Below are 21,119 nucleotides of genomic sequence, written 5' to 3'. Positions count from 1 at the left end.
CCCCATGACCAGCGCCACCTCCACTTCTGCGCCGATGCAAGCTCCGGGCTCGCCGCGCGATGGCACCGTGGAACTGATTGGTGCCGCGCCGCTCGCTGCCAATCTCGACGCCGCTGATGCGCAGCGAAGCGAGCGACGCTTCCTTTCAGTGTGGGCGGCGCTCTCGAAAGCGCGACTCAGCGCGCTGGTCGTCTTGACGACGGCGGTGGGCTACGCGGCGGCGCCGACCCCCGACCGAGCGTGGCTTGCCTTCATGGGCACGGTGCTCGGCACGGCCCTGGCCGCCGCAGCAGCAGCGATGCTCAATCAGCTCATTGAGACGCGACGAGATGGCCTGATGGTGCGGACGCGCGGACGACCATTGCCCGCAGGCGCCGTCTCACCCGTCGTGGTCTTCGTTGTCGGTGTCGTGGCGGCGTACCTCGGCGTTTCGATGGTCGCCCTCTTCGGCAACCTCCTGGCGGCGGGGCTCACGCTCTTCACAATCCTGCTCTACATCCTGCTCTACACGCCCCTCAAGCCACTCACGACCTTCAACACTCTGATCGGCGCGATCACCGGCGCCACGCCACCCATGATCGGCTGGGCTGCGGCGACCGGCTCCCTCGAGCCCGGCGCATGGATCCTCGGCGCCATCCTCTTCGTCTGGCAGATCCCCCACTTCTTCGCCCTCGCGTGGATCTATCGCGATGACTATCGACGCGGTGGCTTCGCCATGCTGCCCGTGCTCGATGCCAGCGGGCGCACGACTGCGGAGATCGTACTCCTCACCTCGCTGCTCCTCATTCCCGTGGCGCTCCTCGCCACCATGTTCGGTGTCGCGGGCTGGTGGTTCGCCGCGGGTTCGCTGCTGCTCGGGCTCTGGCTGAGTGCGCTCGCAGTTCGCTTCAGAATCTCGCGGACGACTGCGGCGGCGCGGGCAGTCTTCATCGGCAGCATCGTCTATCTGCCCTTGCTGCTCATTCTGCTGGTGGCTGACCGAGGTCCAGTGGGTCCCCACGCCGCGCTGCGAGGCGGGTCGTCCTTCGCCGTTGATGTGCCGGCGCCATGAGCGGCGTCACACCTGCTCCCGGCGGGCCCGCGCGACTGACCTTCGCCTCCGGCGGCTGGGCCATCGTCGCGGCACTGCTGCTCGTGGTGGGCATCGTCCTCTGGTCACTCGTCGGCGTCTGGTCGGGGCGCGGTCGCGTGGGCGATGGCACTTCGGTCGAGAGCTACGGCTTTGATCTCTCGAACCTGCGCGTGCCGCGCGAGACCTTTGTTGCCAGCGGCATGGCGCGCGACGGATTGCCGGCGCTCGACAATCCCGTGGTTCTCGACGGCCGGGAGATTCCCACCATCAACACGCAGCGGCGCCGCAAGCTCGTGGTCAGCACGGACCGGGTGCTCGGCGTGGTGGTGGATGGCATCGCCCGCGCGTATCCGCTTCGCGTGCTCAATGGTCACGAAGTGGTGAATGACGAGATCGCCGGAGTGCCGATCGTGGTCACCTACAGCCCGCTGGGTGATGCCGCAGCGGTCTTCTCCCGACGCATCGGGGAGCGCACGCGGCGGTTCGGCGTGAGCGGTCTGCTCGATCGATCGAACCTGGTGTTCTATGACCGCGACACGGAGTCTCCCAGCCTGTGGGGCCAGCTCTCGATGGAAGCGATTGCTGGACCACTTGCGGGAACGCCGCTCGAACCACTGCCCGGCGTTGTCATCACCACCTGGGCGGCGTGGCTTGCTCGCCACCCCCACAGCGAGATCATCGATGGTGATCCCGCGCTCGGGCGTCGCTACGCGAGCACCAGCTACACGCGCTACTTCACGAACAACTCCTTTCTCTTTCCCATGCCGCCGGCGCCATCATCGCCGCAGGAGACGCCGGCCCTCGCCCGCAAGGCACCCGTGGTCGCGCTCCGCGACCCGCGCGACGCCTCGAAATGGATGGTGCTGCCGACCGAGCGCATTCGCGTGGCGCTCGGGCGGAGCGACTCGGGCGAGATCGAGGTCGACGGTCTGCGACTTCGCGCGGAGGTGACCGCCGCGCACGCACCGGGAGAGCCTGCGGGCGCTCGCCTTGAGCCGTTTGACGGCGACCCGCTCATGACTGTTCCGTCGCTCTGGTTCGTGTGGCGCGCCTTCCACCCCGACGCGCAGATCGAGGTCATCACGCGCCCCGAGGAGAGCGCGGCGGCCGATCCGTCGCGGTGAGGCGCTCTCAGCTTCCGAACCAGAGCACGGCGTAAAGAGCGATCCACGCGATGGCGAGCGTGTGCCAGTAGAGCCCCGAGAGCTCGATGCCGACGGTGTCGTCGGCGCGATAGCGCCCCTGCATGGCGCGATGCGTGGTCAGCGCCAGAGAGGGCATGCCGCCGATCACATGAAGCGCGTGAAGGCCGGTGAGGACGAAGAGCGTGTAGGCATAGAGCGACGCATCCATGCGCAGATTCGCGGCGATCAGCTCCCACCAGGCGATCACCTGGACGACCAGGAAGAGGAGCGCACCGATCGAGGCCGTCATCATCCAGCGCCCGGCACCAAGCGCCGTGCCGCTCCGAGCTGCGCGTAGCGCCATCACATGCGCGGCGCTGATCAGCCCGACCAGCAGCGTCGACATGACGAAGAGGCGGGGAACTCCCGGCGCACCCGGCGGGCGCCACTCCGCTCCGACGCCTTCACCGAGGCGCACCACCATGTACCCCAGGATGGCCGAAGCAAAGACCATGCCCACGACCACGACGAAGAGCCACATGCCGAAGCGCCACGCGCTGCGACGCTCCGATGATGAATCGAAGGGATCGATGAAGCGTTCGGTCTTGATGGCCACGCCGTCAACGCCCCTTCCGCGCGAGCGTCGCGTCGCCAGGACGCCGATCGATCACGGGGTGAACTGGTGGAAGCGCGCGACCGGCGCCCCTGGCGCCGCCGCTTCGAGCGTCTTCTGCACCGCGGGAGGATTGCCGCCGAACTGGAGGTTCTTGTACTGGACGGAGTCCATGACCGTGAAGGCCATCATCAGCACCACGAAGAGAACGCAGGCGACGAACATCAGCAGGTTGAAGGGGCGATCCCAGCGCAAGTGCATGAAGAAGAGCGCCACCAGCGTCGCCTTGATCACCGCGATGCCGATCGCAATGTGAATGTTGAACTCACCGACATCGATGTACCGGACGGCGACCGTGATGACGGTCAGCACGATGAGTGCGGCGGCCGTACCCAGAAGCGTGCTCATGGGCACGAGATGGCCGACGAGCGGATGAGCTTCGCCGTGGGCGCCGTGGTGATGAGCGTGAGACGCGGATGGATTCGCCATGGCTGTTCCGAGGCCGTCAGTGGATGAGATAGAAGAGCGGGAAGAGGAAGATCCAGACAAGATCAACCACATGCCAGTAGAGGCCGCCCACATCGACGGGCGTGTAGTACTGCGGCCCGAAGTCTCCGCGCATGCCGCGCCAGATGAGCCAGACGAGCATGAAGCCGCCGATCACGACATGGACGCCGTGCAGTCCTGTCATCGCGTAGTAGATCGCGAAGAAGAGGTGTGTATTCGGCGGAAGCCTGGGATCCTCAAGATGGAACGCCGCGGCCTTGTCCGGCTCGGTGGCGACCGTCCTGATCCCCTCGGCCTCGGCCATGCGTCGCGGCGAGGCGAGGCCCGTCGGCGCCTGAGCCGCGGGCCTGATCGCCGCCTGGTCCACGGGAGGCATCTCTGCCAGCACCGGCAGCGCGGTTGCGGTCGGATCAGTGACGACCAGTGGCGGCGGAGGCGGCAGTGGCGTGGCCAGCGCCTTCATCTCCTCGCGCCCATCCGCGGAATCGGGCGGAACATAGAACGCCGTGCCCCACTTCAGGTTGACTTCCAACTTGTGCTGGTACTCGAAGTACTTGATGACCATGAAGCCCGCGGCACCGGCGAGCGTGAGCCAAAGGCAGAGGAGCATCGCCGACTTGCGACCGGTCTGCGCGTATCGCACCGCGAGCGCCATCGTCAGGCTGGAGAGAATCAGCACCGTCGTGTTGATCCCGCCCAGGATCGTGTCGAGGTAGAGACTGGCGTAGCTGAAGACCTCGGGGAAGCGCACCCTGAGGACGGCATAGGCCACGAAGAGACCGCCGAAGAAGAGCACTTCCGTGGCAAGAAAGAGCCACATGCCGAGCTTCGCGCTGTCGAACTGCTGCTGGGGCGTCTCGAAGTGATGCGCGAGGAACGGCGGATGATCGTGGCCATGCCCGTCGGCGTGGCCGTCATCGTGTCCGTGTGAGGATGGGCCTGCGGAGATGGTGCTCACGGTCAATGCGCCCCCGCCCGCTTCGGGGCATTCGGGTTCAACTCGGGGTCAAGACTTCGATCGACGACATAGCCGCCCTCTTCCTCGTTCCAGACGACGCAGGAGAAGTCGTAGCAGTCACCGACCCTCGGCTGCGAGGGGAAGTTGTCATGCGGAGGCGGGCTCGAGCACTGCCACTCGAGGCTTCGACCACCCCAGGGGTTCGCCGGTGCGCGACGCCCGAACCAGAGGCTCGAGAGAAGGCAGTACGCCGTCACCAGGAACCCGAAGGCCATGACATACGCACCGATCGTCGAGATCACATGGTAGGTCTGGAACTCGGGCTGGTAGGTGTAGTAACGCCGCGGCATGCCGTGGCTGCCGAGCATGAACTGCGTGAAGAAGGTGATGTTGAAGCCGATGAAGATGATGATGCACGCGAGGCTTCCGAGCGTCTCGCTGTACATGCGGCCGGTCATCTTCGGCCACCAGTGGTGCAGGCCGCCGATCATGGCGATCAGGGCCGAGCCCATCATCACATAGTGGAAGTGCGCCACCACGAAATAGGTGTCGTGGAGGTGGACATCGGTGTTGAGCGTGGCGAGGTGCAGGCCCGTCAAGCCGCCGATGGTGAAGAGCACCAGGAACGCCAAGGCGTAGAACATCGGCGTCGTGAGACTGATCGAGCCCTTGTAGAGCGTCGCGGTCCAGTTGAACACCTTCACGGCGCTCGGGATGGCCACGCTGAAGCTGATCGCCGAGAAGAGCACATTCAGCAGCGCCGACTGGCCCGAGACGAACATGTGGTGGCCCCACACGAGGAAGCTGAAGATCGCGATCGCCACCGAGCTGTACGCGATGAAGCGGTAGCCGAAGATGTGGCGATGGGAGTGCACGGCGAAGAGCTCGCTGATGATGCCCATCGCCGGCAGGATCATGATGTAGACGGCGGGGTGACTGTAGAACCAGAAAAAGTGCTGGAAGAGCACCGGGTCGCCGCCAAGCATGGGATCGAAGATGCCGATGCCGACGGTCCGCTCGACGATGAGGAGCAAGAGCGTGATGGCCAGCACCGGGGTCGCCAGCACCTGGATGAGCGCGGTCGAGTAGAGCGCCCAGAGGAAGAGCGGCATGCGGAACCAGGTCATGCCGGGCGGCCTGAGCTTGTGGATCGTGACCACGAAGTTCATGCCGGTGAAGATCGAGCTGAAGCCGAGAATGAAGACGCCCACGACGACCGGCACCACGCCGCCGAGGTCGGTGGTGGTCGAGTACGGCACATAGAAGGTCCAACCCGTGTCGAACTGACCCATCAGCAGCGAAAGGACCGCGCAGGCGGCGCCGGCGAGCCAGAGCCAGAAGCTGAAGAGATTGAGCCTTGGGAAGGCGACATCCTTCGCCCCGAGCATGATGGGCAGAACAAAGTTCCCGAGGGCCGCCGGAATGCTCGGGATGATCACCAGGAACACCATGATCGCCCCGTGCAGGGTGAACCAGATGTTGTAGGTGGTGGGATTGTCCGTCAGCACCGGCGCCGGGCTGAGGAGTTCCGTCCGAAGGAGCAGCGCGAAGATGCCGCCTCCGAGGAACGACACCAGGACGGCGACCATGTACATGACCCCGATCCGCTTGTGATCGAGGGTGAACGCCCAGCTCAGGAAGCCGCGCGTGTGCGTGAGATAGTTGTCGCCCGACGCGGTGTGATCCAGAACGGCGTCGTTATTGACATTGATGGCGGTCATCACTTCTGCTCCGTGGCTTCCTTCAGCCACCTGCCCGTGCGTGGATCGAACTCTTCGACATTCTTGATCATCCCGATCAGCGCGTCGATCGCGCGCTCATCGAGCTGTCCCCGGAAGGTCGGCATCTGACCCGCCTTGAAGGGACGGACGATATGGCTGTTTGGATTGATGATCGAGTCCCGGATGTAATCCTCGGGAGTGGCGAACTCCTTCCCGGGTCCGATGAGATCGCGATAGGCTTCATCACGGTTCGTGCGTGAGTTGAGAACCAGGCCATCGCTGCCCGCCCCACCGGTGGTCTTCGCCCAGAGCCCCTTCCAAGTCGGACCGACACCGACCGTGCCGTCAAGCGAGTGGCAGGTCACGCAACGCCCGAAGAGCTTGGGACCGGCGCGCCAGTAGAGCTCCTCATCGTCGATCTTCTCGAGCCAGGTCTCCTCGTTCTTGAGCCACGCGTCGAAGTCGGGCCGACTGAGAACGAAGACGCGGCGGTTCATCTGCGAGTGACCGCTGCCGCAATACTCGGTGCAGAAGAGGTGGTGGAAGCGATTGCGCCCCGTCGGCTCATCCGCCTGGAACCAGAGGTAGCCGTAGCGCTCCGGCACGCAATCGCGCTTCACTCGGAAGTTGGGAATGTAGAAGGAGTGGAGCACATCGGTCGACTTGAGCACCATCTTCACCGGCTCGCCGGCGGGGATGTAGAGATCATCGGTGATGACACCGTTGGGGTACTTGAAGGTCCATGACCACTTCACCGCCGTCGCCTGGATCTCGTAGCTGTTCCTCGGAGGCGTGACCAGGCCAACATAGCCCTCGACGCCCAGGGTGCGTGAACCGGCGAAGCCGAGCCAGAAGATGACGACCACCAGAATCAGCGGAATCACCAGCCAGGTGAGTTCGAGTGGTGTGTTGTGCGTGGGACCATCGGTCCGGAAGGTGTGCCCCTTCGGCGCCCGGTACTTCACCACGAAGATCACCATGAGCACGGCGATCAACGCGAAGAAGAAGTAGCAGAGCCAGTTGATGAAGTAGAACATCTGGTCCAGCCCGCCCGCAAAGGTCGATGCGGGCTCAGGCAACCAGAAGTCACCACCGAGGACCGGCGTGGCGGTGTCGGCGAGAGCGACAGGTGCGATGGCGAAGAGGAACTCGGTCATGACTTGGGTCCGGCGTCAAAGGGCGGCGTGATGCTGGGTGTCGAGCGCTCCCGGCGAGTGGAGATCCACTGCATCCAGACGACCCCCGCCACAATGCCAAGCAGCGTGACTACGCCGCCGATCTGCATGAATCGGAAGGCAAACCACGCATAGGTGGCACGGTCCGGGTCATAGACATGACACCAGAGGATGAAGCGATCCACGATGGTGCCGATCGTGCCCCCCGAGGCTTCGAGGAGCGCCATTCGAAGCGTTGAGGGCTTCTGGTCGGCGCCGTAGAGCTGGCGCGAGACGCGCCCATCGGGCGTCAGCACAAAGAGGCACGCCGCGTGGGCGTACTCACCATCGGGCTGAAGGCGGAATCCGAATCCAACCGCATCCGCGAGTCCGCGGCTGCTCGACTCTGGCCCCGTCAGGAAGTGCCAGCCATTCGCGCTCTGCGGACGGCCGTACTCAATGACATACCCGGCCTTCTTGGCCGCGGCGAGGTCATGCTTCTCCTCGGGGTTGATGCTCACCGAGATCACATCGAACTGATCGCCCGCACTCCAGTCGACGCCCTGGAGCCCCGCCACGAGCCGGTTCAGGACCAGGCTGCACAGCATGGGGCAGCGCAGATAGCCCAGTTGGAGAATGGCCGGTCGATCGGGACGCAGGACCTCCCGCAGCGTGACCGGTCGCCCGTGGTCATCCACGAAGGGAAGGTCGAGCGGCACCTGCGCGCCGAGCTTCGTGACATCGATGTCGACGCCCTCGAGTTCCTCCGGCGTGCCGTGCGCCGAGACGCGCGGCGGCTTGTAGCCCGAGCCGGTGCGCTGGGCCGTGGCGGTCGAGATGATCGCACCCGCGCAGACGGCGCCGAGCAGCCACGCGGCCACGCGGCGGGCGTTCTCTGGCCGGCGACGATCCGCGAATGACCCTCGAACGAGAGCGAGCATGGTGTCGGTCAGGGTGGCCATCACGGCACTGGCTCCGTTGCTCCTGAGTTCGACGGAGCGGGCGCTCCGGGCGCAGCGATGCGCTCCGCAGAGTCCGCGTTCGACGCCATGGAGCGCTTCCCGCTGCTGGAGTACTCCTCCGACACAAGCTTCATTGCCTCGGCGATCGGAATGCGAACAAGCGTCTCCGTCTTCTCCTCGGCGTTGATCCAGGGATATCGCATCCACGAGTTCAGCAGGAGCCCCTGCGACAACCGCGCGTACTCGGCGGGCGAAAGTCGCCCTTCGACGTGCACCTTGTCGAGGGCCGCCTGCACGGAGCGGACTCCGGCGGCATCGAGCGGACCGGCGGGAATCAGCGCGGCGATTCCGGCGCTCGCGTCGAGCACCTTCGCCTTGAATTCCTTGCGCTCGATGTTGAAGTTGAGCGCGGCGATGGCGACAACCAGTGCAATCAGCACGATCACTCCGGCCAGAGAGAAGAACCAGGTCCAGCCTGGCTCGGGATCGTCGAATGGCTCAAGCTGCGTGAGCGACTGCGAAGTTGTGGAGGGTGGATGTGACACGGTGCGGTGAGTGAAGGCGGAGCGGGTCGATCAGATGTTGTGGAAGCGCAGGCTCTCCTGGAGCCGCGGGTCGCGCGTGCACACGAGCGGATGCACGCGGAGGCGCATCAGCGTGTAGCCCGCGACGAGCCCGAGCATGCCCGCGAACATCAGCCAGTTGACGGGGTTCGAGAGCCCTGTGGTGACATGCGCGTTGGCCGCCAACATTTCGTCATAGTTCGTGAAGCTCGGCAGGTTGGCGGGGATGCGCGGCATGATGAGCCAATAGAGATCAATCCACGCGAAGAGGAGCATCCACGCGGCACCGATGGCGAGAGTGATGCGGAAGCGCTTCGTCCATCGACTGATCAGGAAGAGGAACGGAATGACGAAGTGGCCAAGCAGCAGCACAATGCTGAGCGGTCCCCACCCACCGACCTGTCGCGCCATGTAGTAGGTCGTCTCCTCGGGAATGTTCGCGTACCAGATGAGCATGTACTGGCTGAACGCGATGTACGCCCAGAAGACGACACCGAAGGCGAAGATGAGCTTGCCGATGTCCTGATAGTGCTCGGGGGTGATGACGCCCCGCAGGTATCCGCGCTGCTGGAGGAAGAGGCAGAGCAGCGCCAGCGAGGAGAAGCCCGCCGTGCAGGCGCCCGCGAAGAAGTAGACGCCGAAGATGGTGCTGAACCACGCCGGGTAGAGCGTCATCATCCAGTCCACCGCGGCAAAGGTCACCGTGACACCGAAGATGATCGCCGCCGGCCCCGCGAAGCGCTGGAGGCGCACGCTTCGACTGACGCTGCCATCAACATCCTGCCGGATGGAGTCGCGCCAGAAGATCCATGCGAGGATGAACCAGCTCACGAGATAGATCGCCGACCGGATGAAGAAGAACGGCGCGTTCAGGTAGGCCGTCTTCTTTTTGACGACATAGGCCTCGTCCGGATCGCGCAAGCGCAGCGACTCGAGATCGAGCCATGGCCAGAGGACATCAAGCTGGTCTCGCAGGAAGAGCACCACGAACGGCAGGAAACCGATCCAGAGCCAGAAGAGGTTCGACATCAGCGCCTCGGCCGGGCGCCGAACCGCCACGCTCCAACCTGCGCGCGTGAGGTGCTGGATGATCACGAAGAAGAGTCCGCCGAGGGAGATCGACAACCCGAAGAGCCAGGTCTGAAGCCAGACTCGGGAGAGCTGATCGGCCTCCATCGTTCGCCAGCCGAGCACCACGCCGGCCGCAAGAAGCATGACGCCGAAGACCATGGCGAGCCGTGCCTGCATGGTGAGGCCGGTGCCGATGATCGAGCGATCGGAGAGGTCGGGGGCGTGAAGCGTCGCGGAGTGGCTCATCGTCTGCTCGTCAGTCGTGCGTGGGAATCAGTCGAGTCGGGACCGCAGGTCGGCGGGAACATCGCTCTCACGGGCGTTCTGGCTGCGCTGAAGCGCCTTCACATAGAGCGCGATCGCCCAACGATCCTGGACGGAAATCTGCGACTCGTAGCCGGCCATGTTGCGGATGCCGTGCGTGATGGTGTTGTAGATCTGGCCGATCGGCTGGGTCACGACGGTTTCGTCGTGCACCAGGTTCTTCGCCTGAACCCAGGTGGTGCCGTTCACCGGACCGTTGATGTTGGTCAGCAGTTCCATCGCCCGCTGATTGATGACGCCATCACCGCCACCGGCGTAGCCGTGGCAGAGCGCGCAATAGATGTTGAAGCGGGCCCGTCCGCGCTCGAGGAACTCAAGCGATGCCTGCGTCTCGGGGTTGGGTGGAAGCGTCGTGGCCCAGGCGCCGTCGACCACACCAGCGTCGAGGTGACCATCCGCGCGGAGCTCGCCCCGGGCCACCGCGCCAAGGATCGGCGGTCGCATGGCGCGAAGGTCGGCAAAGAGCGGATTCTCCGACTGGGGGTTGAATCGCGACTGGAACGCCATGTCCTGGAAGAGGCGCACGGGCCGGTTGGGGCTCGGCTCGGAGCGGATGCGTGCGATCACCGCCGGGGGGATGAGAAGCAGCAGCACGACGAGGAGGCCGCCGAAGATGAGTGCGCGGGGTGGCATGATTACTCCTCCACCGCCTCGACGGTGCGCGCTCCGAGGGACTTCAGCAGAGCCTCGGTGCGGCTCCGCAGGAAGTTCGGATCACGGGCGTCGATGGAAATGAAGAACCGGTCGTCGGTCGCCCGAAGGAATCGCCGATTCGTGAAGAGGGGATGGAAGAGGCGCGGAAGTCCGTTGAGGAGGAACATGCCGCCCGCCGTCGTCATGGCGGAGAAGAGCACCGTCAGTTCGAACATCACCGGGATGAACGCGGGGATGCTCCAGAGCGGCTTGCCGCTGATGAGGAAGGGATATCCCGTCACCCAAACGAGGGCCCAGATCGAAAGGCTGGTGCCGTTGGTGAAGACCTGAAGGGCGAGCGCCAGCGTGGCACCGGTCAGCCCGGCCATGAAGACGAGCACAGGAAGGATGGTGCGCCGAATGCCCATGGCGGCATCGAGGCCGTGCACGGGGAATGGCGTATGGCAATCCCAGAGCGCGTAGCCCGCGTCGCGGACGCGCTCCGCAGCCGCGACGATCTGCGCGGGATTGTCGAACTCGGCGATCAACCCCCAGAGGCGCGTGCCCGCGCCTGCACTGCGGATGGGCACGGCGGGAGCGGGAGTGGTGACGGTACTCATGTGCGGGGATCTCCCGGGGTCTGCGGAGTCTCCGGTGCGGGCGAGGCCAGTGCGGCGCCGGACACCGAGGGGTGGCCGTGGGAAGCGCCATGGCCGCCGTGACCATTGTTCGAGCCGTGATGGCCGTAGCCGCTCCAGTGCGGATCCGCCTGGGGCATGGTCGCCTTGACCTCGGCGATCGCGATCATCGGCAGGTATCGGCAGAAGAGAAGGAAGAGCACTCCGAAGAGGCCGAAGCTGCCGATCATGGTCCCGATCTCGACCCAGGTGGGTGCGTACTTGTCCCACGAGGACGGGAGGAAGTCGTTCGCGAGGCTCGAGACGATGATCACATAGCGCTCGAACCACATGCCGATGTTCACCACCAGGCTCAGGACGAACATCAACGGAATGCTCGTTCGAATCGCCTTGAACCAGAAGAGCTGCGGGGTGATGACATTGCAGCTCACCATGATGGCGTAGGCCCACCAGTACTGGCCGAAGGCGCGGTTGACGAAGGCGAACTTCTCATAGAGAGCGCCGGAGTACCACGCGATGAAGAACTCCATCGCGTAGGCGTAGCCCACCATGCATCCCGTCACCAGGATGATCTTGTTCATGTTGTCGAGGTGCCGCAGCGTGATCAGGTCCTTGAGCCCGAAGAGCTGTCGCGCCGGGACCGCGAGCGTAACCACCATGGCGAAGCCGCTGAAGATGGCGCCCGCGACGAAGTACGGCGGGAAGATGGTCGTGTGCCAGCCGGGAAGCTGGCTCACGGCGAAGTCGAAGGAGACGACCGAGTGCACGGAGAGCACCAGCGGCGTCGCCAGCGCCGCGAGCAGCAGGTAGGCCACTTCATAGCGGTGCCAGTGGCGATTGCTGCCGCGCCATCCGAGGGCGAAGAGACCGTACCCAAGCTGCCGGATGGTGCCCTTGGCCCGATCTCGCAGCGTCGCGAGGTCGGGAATGAGGCCGACATACCAGAACACCAGTGACACGGTGAAGTAGGTGCCGACCGCAAAGACATCCCAGAGGAGCGGGCTTCGGAACTGCGGCCACATCTCCATCGAGTTCGGCACGGGGAAGAGCCAGTACGCGAGCCAGACGCGACCGACATGGATGCCGGGGAAGAGACCCGCGCAGATGACGGCGAAGATGGTCATCGCTTCGGCGAAGCGGTTGATGCCGGTGCGCCACTTCTGCCTGAAGAGGAAGAGGATGGCGCTGATGAGCGTGCCCGCGTGACCGATGCCGACCCAGAAGACGAAGTTGGTGATGTCGAAGGCCCACATCACCGGGTTGTTCAGGTTCCAGACGCCGACACCCGCGAAGACGAGATAGGTCACGCAGAAGCCGAGCAGGCCCACGAGCCCCATGCTCAGCACGAAGGCGATGTACCACGCGAGCGGCGCCTTCCGCGACTCGGCCACCCGGGCCACCTGGTGAGTGACCTCGCCGAAGCGATCCATGTTCAGCACCAGCGGCGCACGCTCGCCCGGCTGATCGACTGTGTTGTCGCTCTGGATGAAGCCGAGGCTTCCTCGATCGATCACGCTCACGCGGCACCTCCCTGACCGCCGGTGCCATTCGTCGCGCGGCCATTGGACGCGTGGCCGTGTCCACCATCTCCACCCACGGCAGGGTTCGTCACCCGCGCCATGTAGCGAAGTCTGGTCTTGGTGTTCAGCTCCTCAAGCATCTGGTAGCTGCGAGGATCGCCGTGCAGGGCGCTGACACGGCTCTTGGGATCATTGAGGTCGCCGAAGACGATGGCACCGGCCGGGCAGGCGTCCTGACAGGCGGTGGTGATCGTGCCGTCGGGAATGGTCCATGTCGATTCGCCGCTCGCGGTGCCACCCTTGCGAGTCCAGGCGTTCTTCGCACGAATCTTCGCCGACTGGATGCGCTGCACGCAGAAGGTGCACTTCTCCATCACGCCGCGCATGCGAACGGTGACCTCGGGGTTGAACTGCATGCGAAGCCTGATGTGGGGCCCAGTCTCGATGAAGTACTCGGGTTCGACCGCCAGCATCCCCTTCTGCTCTCGAATCGGGGTGCGCCGCTGGTAGTCGAAGAAGTTGAAGCGACGCACCTTGTAGGGGCAGTTGTTGCTGCAATAGCGGGTGCCGATGCAGCGGTTGTAGACCATGTTGTTCAGCCCCTCATCGTCGTGCACCGTTGCGGCGACCGGGCACACCTGCTCGCATGGAGCGTTCTCGCACTGCATGCAGGTGACGGGGCAGATCGCGAAGCCGTCGGGGCGATCGATGTCGTCGCCACGGAAGTAGCGGTCGATGCGGATCCAGTGCAGTTCGCGTCCGCGAGCCACCTGGTCCTTGCCGACGATTGGAATGTTGTTCTCCGCCTGGCAGGCGACGACGCACGCCGAGCAGCCGGTGCAGGTCGAAAGGTCAACCGACATCGCCCAGCGGTACTTCGCGCCGTCGAGGTTCGTCTCCTCCCAGAGGCTGAGGCGGTGCATCACATGGGTGCGATGCGCGGCGAAGTCGGGGTGATCGCGATACTCAGAGAGCGTGCCCTGCCGCACGAGCGACGGCAGTCGCGCCTGGATGCCCTGGTGCGGCACCGCGGGAATGATCGCTTCGGAGACGCCGTGATCCTGCGTGTGAGCGAAGGCGTATCGACCACCCGCCTTGGTGACCGAGGCGTCGGCGTGCACCCATGGCGCGCTGCTGGTGCGCAGGGCGTAGGCGTTGAAGCCCGCGTCGCGCGCAATCGACGAGCCGCACTCGCGTCGGCCATAGCCGAGCGCGATTGAAATCGAGTCATCGGCGTGCCCCGGCAGCGGCCAGACCGCCGCGTCGATCGAGCGCCCACCGGCGGCGAGCCGCACGATCTCGCCCTTGGAGACGCCGAGCTTTGCCGCAGTCTTCGGGCTCAGGAGCGCGGCGTTGTCCCAGGTGATCTTCGTGACGGGATCGGGCAACTCCTGGAGCCAGCCGATCGATCCGAAGCGGCCGTCGAAGACCTTCATGTCATTGAAGAAGACGACTTCGAGTCCGCCGGCAGCGGCGCGAGGCATGGTGGTGCCGTGAGCGTCCAGGCCGCTCGCGATCGCTGCGGCGTTGACGGCGGGGCGCCCCTCGGCAGTGGCCGCGGAGCCGGGCACGGAGCCGCGTTCGAGCATGCGGCGCCACGCCACTTCGGCCGCGAGTCCCGGTGGTCCCGAAGTGTGCGTGCGCCGCACGAGCTGCTCGCCCTCGGTCGGCCCGTCGCCAGCGATCATCGCCAGCATCTCGATGGGGCTTCGAGCCTTCTGATCATCGGGCACGAGCGGCAGAATGAGCGGCTGCTGAATGGAGATCGAGTGATCCCAGTTTCGGACATCGCCCCAGCACTCGAGATAGTGCGCCGCGGGCAGGTGCCATGTGCAGGCGGAGTGCTGCGAAGTCTCGTTCACCTCGAGGGAGAGGTGAATCACTTCGCGCGCCTTGGTCATCGCGCTGCCGAAGTCGAGGTCGGCAGGCGCGGTGTAGACGGGGTTGCCGCCGAGCATGACGAGCGTCTCGACTCGACCGGCCTGGAGCGCATCCACCAGCGCCTTGATCTGCGGCAGCGAGGGACTCTCGAGCGCTGGCACATAGCGCACCGTCGCGCCGCTGTTCCCGAGCGCATCGTTGATGAGCGCACAGATCGCATGAACCACCGCGGGCTGGCCGGGGCCGGCGACTACGACGCCGCGACCGCGCGCCGCGCGAAGATCATCGAGAAGCTTGGCGTAGGCCTCGGTGCGGCCGTGGCCGAGTTGGTCGGGACTGAAGTTGGCGCCAAGGCGACGGCACGCCTCGATCGCCGGATTGGACGGAACTTCGAGCGAGCCGGCGATGTGCGCCGCAATCGCGGGAATGATCGAGCGCTGCACGGCAAATCGCTCGTCGGCATTCATGCCCGTGACCGAGAGCGTGCTCTCGAAGGCATAGAGTCGGGAGAGCGTCGCGTGCTTCGGATCGGCTCCATTCGGGCGACGCCCCTGCGCGAAGTCGCGCGTCAGCCTCGGCGAGATCGGCGACGCGTTGAGGAAGTCGTCATCGAGCGAGACGATCACATCCGCGCGGGAGAAGTCGGGGATGACGCGCCGCGGCGATCCGAAGGCCAACGCGGTGCCCTCGAGCGCCGCGTCATTGGAGAGCGGCTCCCAGGTGGCCCAGAGCGCCTTCGGGAAGGCCTTCATCACGCGTGCCTTCATGTCGGCGAAGGTCGGACCACTAAAGGCCTCGGAGAGGAAGGCAAGTCCCTCGCCGCCCCGCGCCTTGAGCGCCGCGAAGCGCTCGACGGCCCACACGCTGAAATTCGCATCGGTGGACGGCGCGCCCCGCTCATGCGCTTCGATGCTGCGCTCCGGGTTGTAGAGCGCGATGATGCTCGCCTGCGCGAGCGTGCTGGTTCCGCCGCCCATCCATGTCTCGGCGTTGCCGTCGAGCTTGATCGGGCGGCCGTCGAAGCTGGTGGCCAGCAGGCCCATGCCGACGCCGCCGTACTCCGTTGCTGTCGCGTAGATGACGGGCGTGCCGGGAATGCGATCGGCGGGGCGAACCGCGTAGGGAAGGATCTTCTCCTCGGGCCAGCGCCGGCACCCCGAGAGCCCGATGCCCGCGAGCGCCATCGACGCGCCCATCAGCTTGATGAAGGTTCGACGATCCTCGCCGTCGGGAAGCTCCGACGCGCCTTCGGGGAACTCGCGACCGAGCTGCTCAAGCAGTTCCGGCGATGGGGTCTTCTCTTCAATCGAGCGCCACCAGCGGCGCCCACTCAGAGGGGCGGGCGACTCCGAGGAGCCGCAGCCGCCGGACGGAGACGCGGAGTCGCGGTCGTTCAGCGGTGGCATGTGGAGCAGTTCTCGTTGGGATGAATGTGATAGAGGTCCCGCAGCGCCTCGCGCTCGGCGCGAGTGAGTGCGGTGCGCTGGTCGTAGGCCATGTTCGTGATCTCGTTCAGTGGTCGCAGACGATCCACGGGATCACGATGGCAATCAAGGCACCATCCCATCGAGAGCGGCGCCGACCGGTAGACGACTTCCATCTGGTCGACGCGACCATGGCACTCCACGCATCCGACACCTCGATTCACATGCGCCGCGTGGTTGAAGTACGCGTAATCCGCCAGGCGATGCACCTTGATCCACTCCACCGGCATGCCCGTGGCGTAGCTCTCAAGCACGGGCGCCAATCGAGGACTCTGCACATGAATCTGCGTGTGGCAGTTCATGCATGTCTGCGTCGGAGGAACCGCGGCGAAACCACTCTCCTCCACGGTGTTGTGGCAGTAGCGGCAATCCATGCCGAGCGTGCCTGCATGCAGCGCGTGACTGAAGGGCAGCGGCTGCGTCGGCTTGTACCCGACTTCGAGCGTCTTTGGACTCAATCCGTACGCAACAAACATCACCGCGTACAACGGCAGCACGGCGCCGGTGACAAGCAGCACCGGCAACAGCGCATTCGACCATCGGGGGAAGAGGAAGCGACTCATGCGAGCGGTGGTTCCAAGGCGTGCGGGGTCACGAGGGAAGCGGATCGATCGGGGCCGGGAGGATGGGCGGCGTGACCACACCTCCGTGCCAATTTTCACGAAGTAAGGTTTCTGATGCTACGGGACGCGCTTCGGGATGGTCAAGAAATCACCGCGTTGAGAGTGACTCTCAATTGCCGTTTGGGTACCGCTCAGCGCGACTTCACCCCCCCGCCGGGCCGAATCGGACCCCAACCTGGAGGCTCGTTGTGGCTCCGGTAGAGTCACACCCTCGCCCGAGGCGCCGCAACCCTTGATCGACACCCACTGCCACCTCAGTTTCAGCGTCTTCGAAGGGCGCGTCGCCGAGGAAGTTGCCGCGATGCATGCTGCGGGTGTGAAGCAAGCGATCTCTGTGAGCACCACGAGCGCTGACGCGATCCGCGCGAGGACGATCTCCGAGACCCACCCCGAAGTCTTCCACACGGCGGGCGTCCACCCGCTCTACAGCGACCAGCCGGTCAACTGGGGCGATCTCCGCGAGGTTGCCTCCGGTCCCCGGTGCGTTGCGTGGGGCGAACTCGGTCTCGATCGCCATCACCGAAAGCCCCCCTTGAAGGTGCAACTCGAAGTCCTGCTCGAACAGCTTGATCGTATCGCGCGGTGGCGCTCGGAGGGGCTGGACCTTCCGATCGTGATTCACTGCCGCGATGCCTTCGACGATCTGCTCCCGGTGCTGGTGCAATCGACCTTGCCGATGGAACGCATGGTCTTTCACTGCTTCAGCGGCTCACCCGATGAAGCGCGCCGAGTGCTCGATCTCGGATCGATGATCAGCTTCACCGGCATCGTCACCTATGCGAACGCGCCGCTCGTCGCCGAGGCGGCGGCCCTCGTGCCGCTGGATCGCCTGATGGTCGAGACCGATGCGCCGTTCCTCTCGCCCGAGCCCATGCGCGGCACCTTTCCCAATCGGCCGGCCCATGTCCCGCTGGTCGCGGCGAAGCTGGCAGCCCTGCATGGCCTGGCCCCCGAGGTGATGAGCGAAACCCTCGATGACAACGCCCGGCGCTTCTTCAACCTGCCGCGGCCCGCCGTAGCATGAACGCGTGCACGACGCCCACGACTCCCACGACTCCGGCGGCGCTAACAACGCCGAACCTCGCGGGGTGATGAGCTTCGGCGACCACCTCGATGAGCTCCGGAAGAGGTTGATCCTCGCGGTCGCGCTGCCGCTGCCGCTCGCCGTAGTGGCGTTCCTCTTCGCGCCTTCGATCAGGGCGATTCTCTGCGAGCCGGCATTCGCCGCCCAGCGGGCGAGCGGCATTCCGCCGTCGCTCCAGGTGCTCAACCCCGTGGAGACGATCGGTGCCGACATGCACCTGGCGCTCGTCGTCGCGCTGATCCTCTCCGCACCGTGGATCCTCTGGCAGGCATGGAAGTTCGTCGAGCCGGGCCTCTATGCGTCGGAAAAGCGCTTCGTCCGCATGCTGGTGCCCATGAGCGCCGCGCTCACGGTCATCGGCATGCTGCTCCTCTACTTCGTGATGCTGCCGCTGATGCTCAAGTTCCTGGTGAGCTTCGGCGGTCCGGCACCGGTCGAAGTCGACGAAGCGCCGCCCGAACTCTCCGCCGCGCTCTCGGGTGCCGCCGAAGGCGAGGCGCGCCCCGCCCCGCCTGCGGTCGATGGTCCGGCTCCACTGCGCATTCCAATCTTCGCCGAGCCGCCGACGCACCTGCGTCCCGGCGACCTCTGGCTGACGCCGGCGCATGAACTTCGCGCGGCGCTTCCAGCCGGAACCGAGGGACGCCTCGAGATCTTCTCGATTCCCCTTCGTCGACTCGGCCAGCTCGACCAGCAGTTCCGGCTTCGGGAGTACCTCGACTTCGTGCTGACGCTCATGCTGGCGGTGGCGATCGGCTTCCAGTTACCGCTGGTCGTTCTCCTCCTCGGGTGGATTGGCGTGATCGAAGTGGACCTCCTGCGCCGATATCGCCGCCACGCCGTCTTCATTTGCATCATTGCGGCGGCGATCATTACGCCCACCGTCGATCCGGTCTCGATGATGCTGATGGCCATTCCGCTCTACCTGCTCTATGAGCTGGGCATCGTGCTGCTGGTCGTGGCCCCGCCGCGTGCGGTTGCCGAAGGATCGGTGATGAATCGCGTCAAGGATCTCGCGCTCGGTCGCGGACGGATTCGGCCATGAGCGGACGCACCCGAGTAGACGCGGCTGGCGGTTGTGCGCTCGCGCTCGGTCGCGGACGGATCCGGCCATGAGCGGACAATCGCCCGAGGCTCGCGCGGCACTTCGGAGACGCCGGCATCGCCGCATGATGGCCCGCCGGCGCGCTCTCGTCGCGCGATGGAGGCGCCACCATCCATGGTTTGAGTTGACCGATCTGCAGATGATGGAGCGGGCGCTTGAACTCGCCCGCATCGCGGCCCGTCGCGGCGAAGTGCCCGTCGGCGCGGTGCTGTATCGCAATGGAGTGATCCTGGGCGAGGCGTTCAATGAGCGTGAGGCTGGCGCCGATCCGACCGCGCATGCAGAAGTCGTCGCGCTCCGTCGCGCCGGCATTGCTGCGGGTCAATGGCGCCTGGGGGAAACTCGCATGGCGGTCACGCTCGAACCCTGTCCGATGTGCGCTGGTGCGCTCGTCAATGCGCGGGTGAGCCATCTCGTCTTCGCCGCCTTTGACCCGAAGGCGGGGGCCTGCGGCACGCTCTATGAAATCCCGAGTGACCCGCGCCTGAACCACCGGCTCCGGGTCTGCGGCGGCGTGATGCAAACCCGTGCGGCACGGCAACTTCGGGCATTCTTTGCGCCACGACGAGCCGCCCGGCGGACTCCGAGGTCCTAGAACGGAACACAGTTCGCGTTTCCGGGCCGGTCTCTGCAGGAATGTTCCGCGGAGCCCGACTTTGGGCATCCAAATCGCAGTCTTCGAGCGGACATCTGCCCAGTCGCTTTCCACACTCAAAGTGTCTTGAGCGCGTACTCAGGATGTGCGACCGCGACGCGAGATCCGCGCGGGCGCACCCGACCGCCGAATGCCGCACCAGCGGCAATGACCCTCACGAAGTTCAGAGGAGTCTCGACCATGCGACGCCATGCCGATCGATCTGCCCGTCTTCAGCCCATCGCTTCACTTGGCGCGCTGGCCGCGATGGTGATCGGCTCCAGCGTGACGGCGGTGATTGCAACCTTTCAGACCGGCGAGTTCTACACCTCTGACGCCACGGTCACGCGCGGAGTCTTCTCCGGGGATGTCTGGGTGCGCAATGTCACGATGGGTCAGCGCACGCTGACCGCAGTTGAAGGTGGGCTCGGCAATGCATCGGCGGTGCGCATCTATGTCGCCGCGCCAGGAAGCAGCCAGTTTGAGCTCGTCCCCGATGACTCGATCGGTCGGCCCGGAAGTCCCGTCGGCCTGGCGCTCGGTCGCGAAGTGAATGCGGAGAACATCGCATCGGGTCTCGATGTGCTCTCCGGATACAGCCTGAGCCGAATGCTCTACACCGATGGCACGCGCCGCGTGCGCATCGACATGTTCGCCGCGTCGCCCCAGCGTGACAACGATCCCGACAACGACGATCCCGAGCCGGAGATGGTGGCCGTCGGCTCCTTGCGAGGCGCCAGCTTCTCAATGGCGCCGATCGTCGGCGGTGACATTGACAATCCGCAGGTGGGTCGCGGCATTCCTGTTCCGCCTGCTCGCATCGCCGAGGGTGAGACCGGAATCAGCATTCTCACCAATCAGAGCGACGCGCCGTTCGCCATCAGCATGGTCGGCATGGATCTGAGCGGCGACATGGGCGTGCCATCTGATCAGTCGTTGGTGGGCGTCCGAATGGAGATCGAACCCGGCGCTCCAGCCATGGTCAAGGGCTGGTTCACCGGCATCGGTGCCGATGTGATGCCGAGCGACTTCGATGAGGATGCCTTCCGCCAGGTGCTCGCCGGCGTCGTGGGCGACGGCTCTAACGATGGTGGAGTGAGCACCGGAGCGGGCTTTCCGAGCGGCTTCTACACCGGCCTCTACTCCGGCCCCGGCGGGTTCGCCGGTGCGGATGGTCAGTTCGTGTCAGCGCCTCCACAGACGGTGGTTCCAACGCCGACCAACGGCGGCGGTGGCGGTGGTGGTGGCGGCGGCGGTGGTGGAAACAACCCCAGCCCGCCTCCTCCGCCTCCCATCCCGGCTCCAGGCGCGATCGGACTCATGGCCCTGGCTCTTGCGATCGGCCGAGGTCGTCGGCGCGAGCAAGATTGAGTGCGCCGTTCACGAGGCCGCTCTCGCTGATGATCGGAGCGTCGCCGCGAGGTCGATGAAGGTCGGGCGATCGTCCC

At 65.3% G+C, this 21,119-nt stretch carries 19 protein-coding genes; 6 read left to right on the top strand and 13 right to left on the bottom strand.

Going from position 1 to position 21,119, the window contains the following annotated elements:
- Nucleotides 1-4: 4 nt before the first annotated feature.
- A complete protein-coding gene (gene cyoE, locus KF724_03110; GenBank protein MBX3354670.1) occupies nucleotides 5-1,051 on the top strand; it encodes a heme o synthase in 1,047 nt (348 codons plus the stop codon).
- Entirely contained in the window at nucleotides 1,048-2,196 is a 1,149-nt protein-coding gene (locus KF724_03105) for a DUF3179 domain-containing protein (GenBank protein ID MBX3354669.1), read from the top strand. Before cyoE ends, KF724_03105 begins: the two co-directional genes overlap by 4 nt.
- 7 nt (nucleotides 2,197-2,203) lie before the next feature.
- Here the strand turns inward: KF724_03105 and KF724_03100 are convergent, their stop codons facing one another.
- The 13 genes from KF724_03100 to KF724_03040 all read right to left on the bottom strand — a co-directional run bounded on the left by KF724_03100 (nucleotide 2,204) and on the right by KF724_03040 (nucleotide 16,788).
- Nucleotides 2,204-2,812 (bottom strand): heme-copper oxidase subunit III, encoded by a 609-nt coding sequence (locus KF724_03100; GenBank protein ID MBX3354668.1) that lies wholly within the window; start codon nucleotides 2,810-2,812, stop codon nucleotides 2,204-2,206.
- 51 nt (nucleotides 2,813-2,863) lie between these two features.
- Nucleotides 2,864-3,298 (bottom strand): cytochrome C oxidase subunit IV family protein, encoded by a 435-nt coding sequence (locus KF724_03095; GenBank protein ID MBX3354667.1) that lies wholly within the window; start codon nucleotides 3,296-3,298, stop codon nucleotides 2,864-2,866.
- Between the two features lie 16 nt (nucleotides 3,299-3,314).
- Entirely contained in the window at nucleotides 3,315-4,274 is a 960-nt protein-coding gene (locus KF724_03090; protein MBX3354666.1) for a cytochrome c oxidase subunit 3 family protein, read from the bottom strand.
- Nucleotides 4,275-4,276: 2 nt separating this feature from the next.
- Nucleotides 4,277-5,995 carry a cbb3-type cytochrome c oxidase subunit I gene (locus tag KF724_03085; protein ID MBX3354665.1) on the bottom strand — a complete coding sequence of 573 codons (1,719 nt, stop codon included), beginning with the start codon at nucleotides 5,993-5,995 and terminating at the stop codon, nucleotides 4,277-4,279.
- The gene (gene coxB / locus KF724_03080) at nucleotides 5,995-7,152 is read right to left on the bottom strand and encodes a cytochrome c oxidase subunit II (GenBank protein MBX3354664.1); all 1,158 of its coding nucleotides are present in this window, start codon (nucleotides 7,150-7,152) and stop codon (nucleotides 5,995-5,997) included. The genes KF724_03085 and coxB overlap by 1 nt, the downstream gene beginning before the upstream one ends.
- Complete coding sequence (locus KF724_03075; protein ID MBX3354663.1) at nucleotides 7,149-8,111, bottom strand: SCO family protein; 963 nt, start codon at nucleotides 8,109-8,111, stop codon at nucleotides 7,149-7,151. Before KF724_03075 ends, coxB begins: the two co-directional genes overlap by 4 nt.
- Entirely contained in the window at nucleotides 8,111-8,656 is a 546-nt protein-coding gene (locus tag KF724_03070; protein MBX3354662.1) for a hypothetical protein, read from the bottom strand. Before KF724_03070 ends, KF724_03075 begins: the two co-directional genes overlap by 1 nt.
- 30 nt (nucleotides 8,657-8,686) lie before the next feature.
- Complete coding sequence (locus KF724_03065) at nucleotides 8,687-9,991, bottom strand: hypothetical protein (protein MBX3354661.1); 1,305 nt, start codon at nucleotides 9,989-9,991, stop codon at nucleotides 8,687-8,689.
- Between the two features lie 27 nt (nucleotides 9,992-10,018).
- Nucleotides 10,019-10,702, bottom strand: coding sequence for a cytochrome c (locus tag KF724_03060; protein ID MBX3354660.1), 684 nt, complete (start codon nucleotides 10,700-10,702; stop codon nucleotides 10,019-10,021).
- A 2-nt stretch (nucleotides 10,703-10,704) separates the two neighbouring features.
- On the bottom strand, nucleotides 10,705-11,322 hold the full coding sequence (locus KF724_03055; protein ID MBX3354659.1) for a DUF3341 domain-containing protein: 618 nt from the start codon (nucleotides 11,320-11,322) through the stop codon (nucleotides 10,705-10,707).
- A complete protein-coding gene (nrfD, locus tag KF724_03050) occupies nucleotides 11,319-12,770 on the bottom strand; it encodes a polysulfide reductase NrfD (GenBank protein MBX3354658.1) in 1,452 nt (483 codons plus the stop codon). Before nrfD ends, KF724_03055 begins: the two co-directional genes overlap by 4 nt.
- A gap of 86 nt (nucleotides 12,771-12,856) precedes the next feature.
- The gene (locus KF724_03045) at nucleotides 12,857-16,147 is read right to left on the bottom strand and encodes a TAT-variant-translocated molybdopterin oxidoreductase (protein ID MBX3354657.1); all 3,291 of its coding nucleotides are present in this window, start codon (nucleotides 16,145-16,147) and stop codon (nucleotides 12,857-12,859) included.
- Nucleotides 16,135-16,788 (bottom strand): cytochrome c3 family protein, encoded by a 654-nt coding sequence (locus tag KF724_03040; GenBank protein ID MBX3354656.1) that lies wholly within the window; start codon nucleotides 16,786-16,788, stop codon nucleotides 16,135-16,137. Before KF724_03040 ends, KF724_03045 begins: the two co-directional genes overlap by 13 nt.
- A 292-nt stretch (nucleotides 16,789-17,080) precedes the next feature.
- Here KF724_03040 and KF724_03035 point away from each other — a divergent pair, with 292 nt between their 5' ends.
- The 4 genes from KF724_03035 to KF724_03020 all read left to right on the top strand — a co-directional run bounded on the left by KF724_03035 (nucleotide 17,081) and on the right by KF724_03020 (nucleotide 21,042).
- On the top strand, nucleotides 17,081-17,872 hold the full coding sequence (locus tag KF724_03035; protein MBX3354655.1) for a TatD family hydrolase: 792 nt from the start codon (nucleotides 17,081-17,083) through the stop codon (nucleotides 17,870-17,872).
- 4 nt (nucleotides 17,873-17,876) lie between these two features.
- Nucleotides 17,877-18,977, top strand: a complete 1,101-nt coding sequence (locus KF724_03030) for a twin-arginine translocase subunit TatC (GenBank protein MBX3354654.1) — start codon at nucleotides 17,877-17,879, stop codon at nucleotides 18,975-18,977.
- 67 nt (nucleotides 18,978-19,044) lie between these two features.
- Nucleotides 19,045-19,632, top strand: coding sequence for a tRNA adenosine(34) deaminase TadA (gene tadA, locus KF724_03025; protein ID MBX3354653.1), 588 nt, complete (start codon nucleotides 19,045-19,047; stop codon nucleotides 19,630-19,632).
- Nucleotides 19,633-19,872: 240 nt separating this feature from the next.
- A complete protein-coding gene (locus KF724_03020; GenBank protein MBX3354652.1) occupies nucleotides 19,873-21,042 on the top strand; it encodes a hypothetical protein in 1,170 nt (389 codons plus the stop codon).
- Nucleotides 21,043-21,119 lie beyond the last annotated feature (77 nt).

This window comes from Phycisphaeraceae bacterium (genome assembly GCA_019636735.1).
Classification (GTDB): Bacteria; Planctomycetota; Phycisphaerae; order Phycisphaerales; family SM1A02; genus VGXK01.
The sequence above is the reverse complement of the archived record's forward strand: the minus strand, read 5'-3'. Positions and strand labels throughout refer to the sequence as shown.

Excerpts from the sequence above, each read along its gene's own strand:
- KF724_03045 (MBX3354657.1), bottom strand. The coding sequence starts at position 16,147 with ATGCCACCGCTGAACGACCGCGACTCCGCGTCTCCGTCCGGCGGCTGC.
- KF724_03105 (MBX3354669.1), top strand. The coding sequence starts at position 1,048 with ATGAGCGGCGTCACACCTGCTCCCGGCGGGCCCGCGCGACTGACCTTC.
- KF724_03065 (MBX3354661.1), bottom strand. The coding sequence starts at position 9,991 with ATGAGCCACTCCGCGACGCTTCACGCCCCCGACCTCTCCGATCGCTCG.
- KF724_03085 (MBX3354665.1), bottom strand. The coding sequence starts at position 5,995 with ATGACCGCCATCAATGTCAATAACGACGCCGTTCTGGATCACACCGCG.
- tadA (MBX3354653.1), top strand. The coding sequence starts at position 19,045 with ATGAGCGGACAATCGCCCGAGGCTCGCGCGGCACTTCGGAGACGCCGG.
- coxB (MBX3354664.1), bottom strand. The coding sequence starts at position 7,152 with ATGACCGAGTTCCTCTTCGCCATCGCACCTGTCGCTCTCGCCGACACC.
- KF724_03040 (MBX3354656.1), bottom strand. The coding sequence starts at position 16,788 with ATGAGTCGCTTCCTCTTCCCCCGATGGTCGAATGCGCTGTTGCCGGTG.
- KF724_03055 (MBX3354659.1), bottom strand. The coding sequence starts at position 11,322 with ATGAGTACCGTCACCACTCCCGCTCCCGCCGTGCCCATCCGCAGTGCA.
- KF724_03060 (MBX3354660.1), bottom strand. The coding sequence starts at position 10,702 with ATGCCACCCCGCGCACTCATCTTCGGCGGCCTCCTCGTCGTGCTGCTG.
- cyoE (MBX3354670.1), top strand. The coding sequence starts at position 5 with ATGACCAGCGCCACCTCCACTTCTGCGCCGATGCAAGCTCCGGGCTCG.
- KF724_03095 (MBX3354667.1), bottom strand. The coding sequence starts at position 3,298 with ATGGCGAATCCATCCGCGTCTCACGCTCATCACCACGGCGCCCACGGC.
- nrfD (MBX3354658.1), bottom strand. The coding sequence starts at position 12,770 with ATGGATCGCTTCGGCGAGGTCACTCACCAGGTGGCCCGGGTGGCCGAG.
- KF724_03075 (MBX3354663.1), bottom strand. The coding sequence starts at position 8,111 with ATGGCCACCCTGACCGACACCATGCTCGCTCTCGTTCGAGGGTCATTC.
- KF724_03020 (MBX3354652.1), top strand. The coding sequence starts at position 19,873 with ATGCGACGCCATGCCGATCGATCTGCCCGTCTTCAGCCCATCGCTTCA.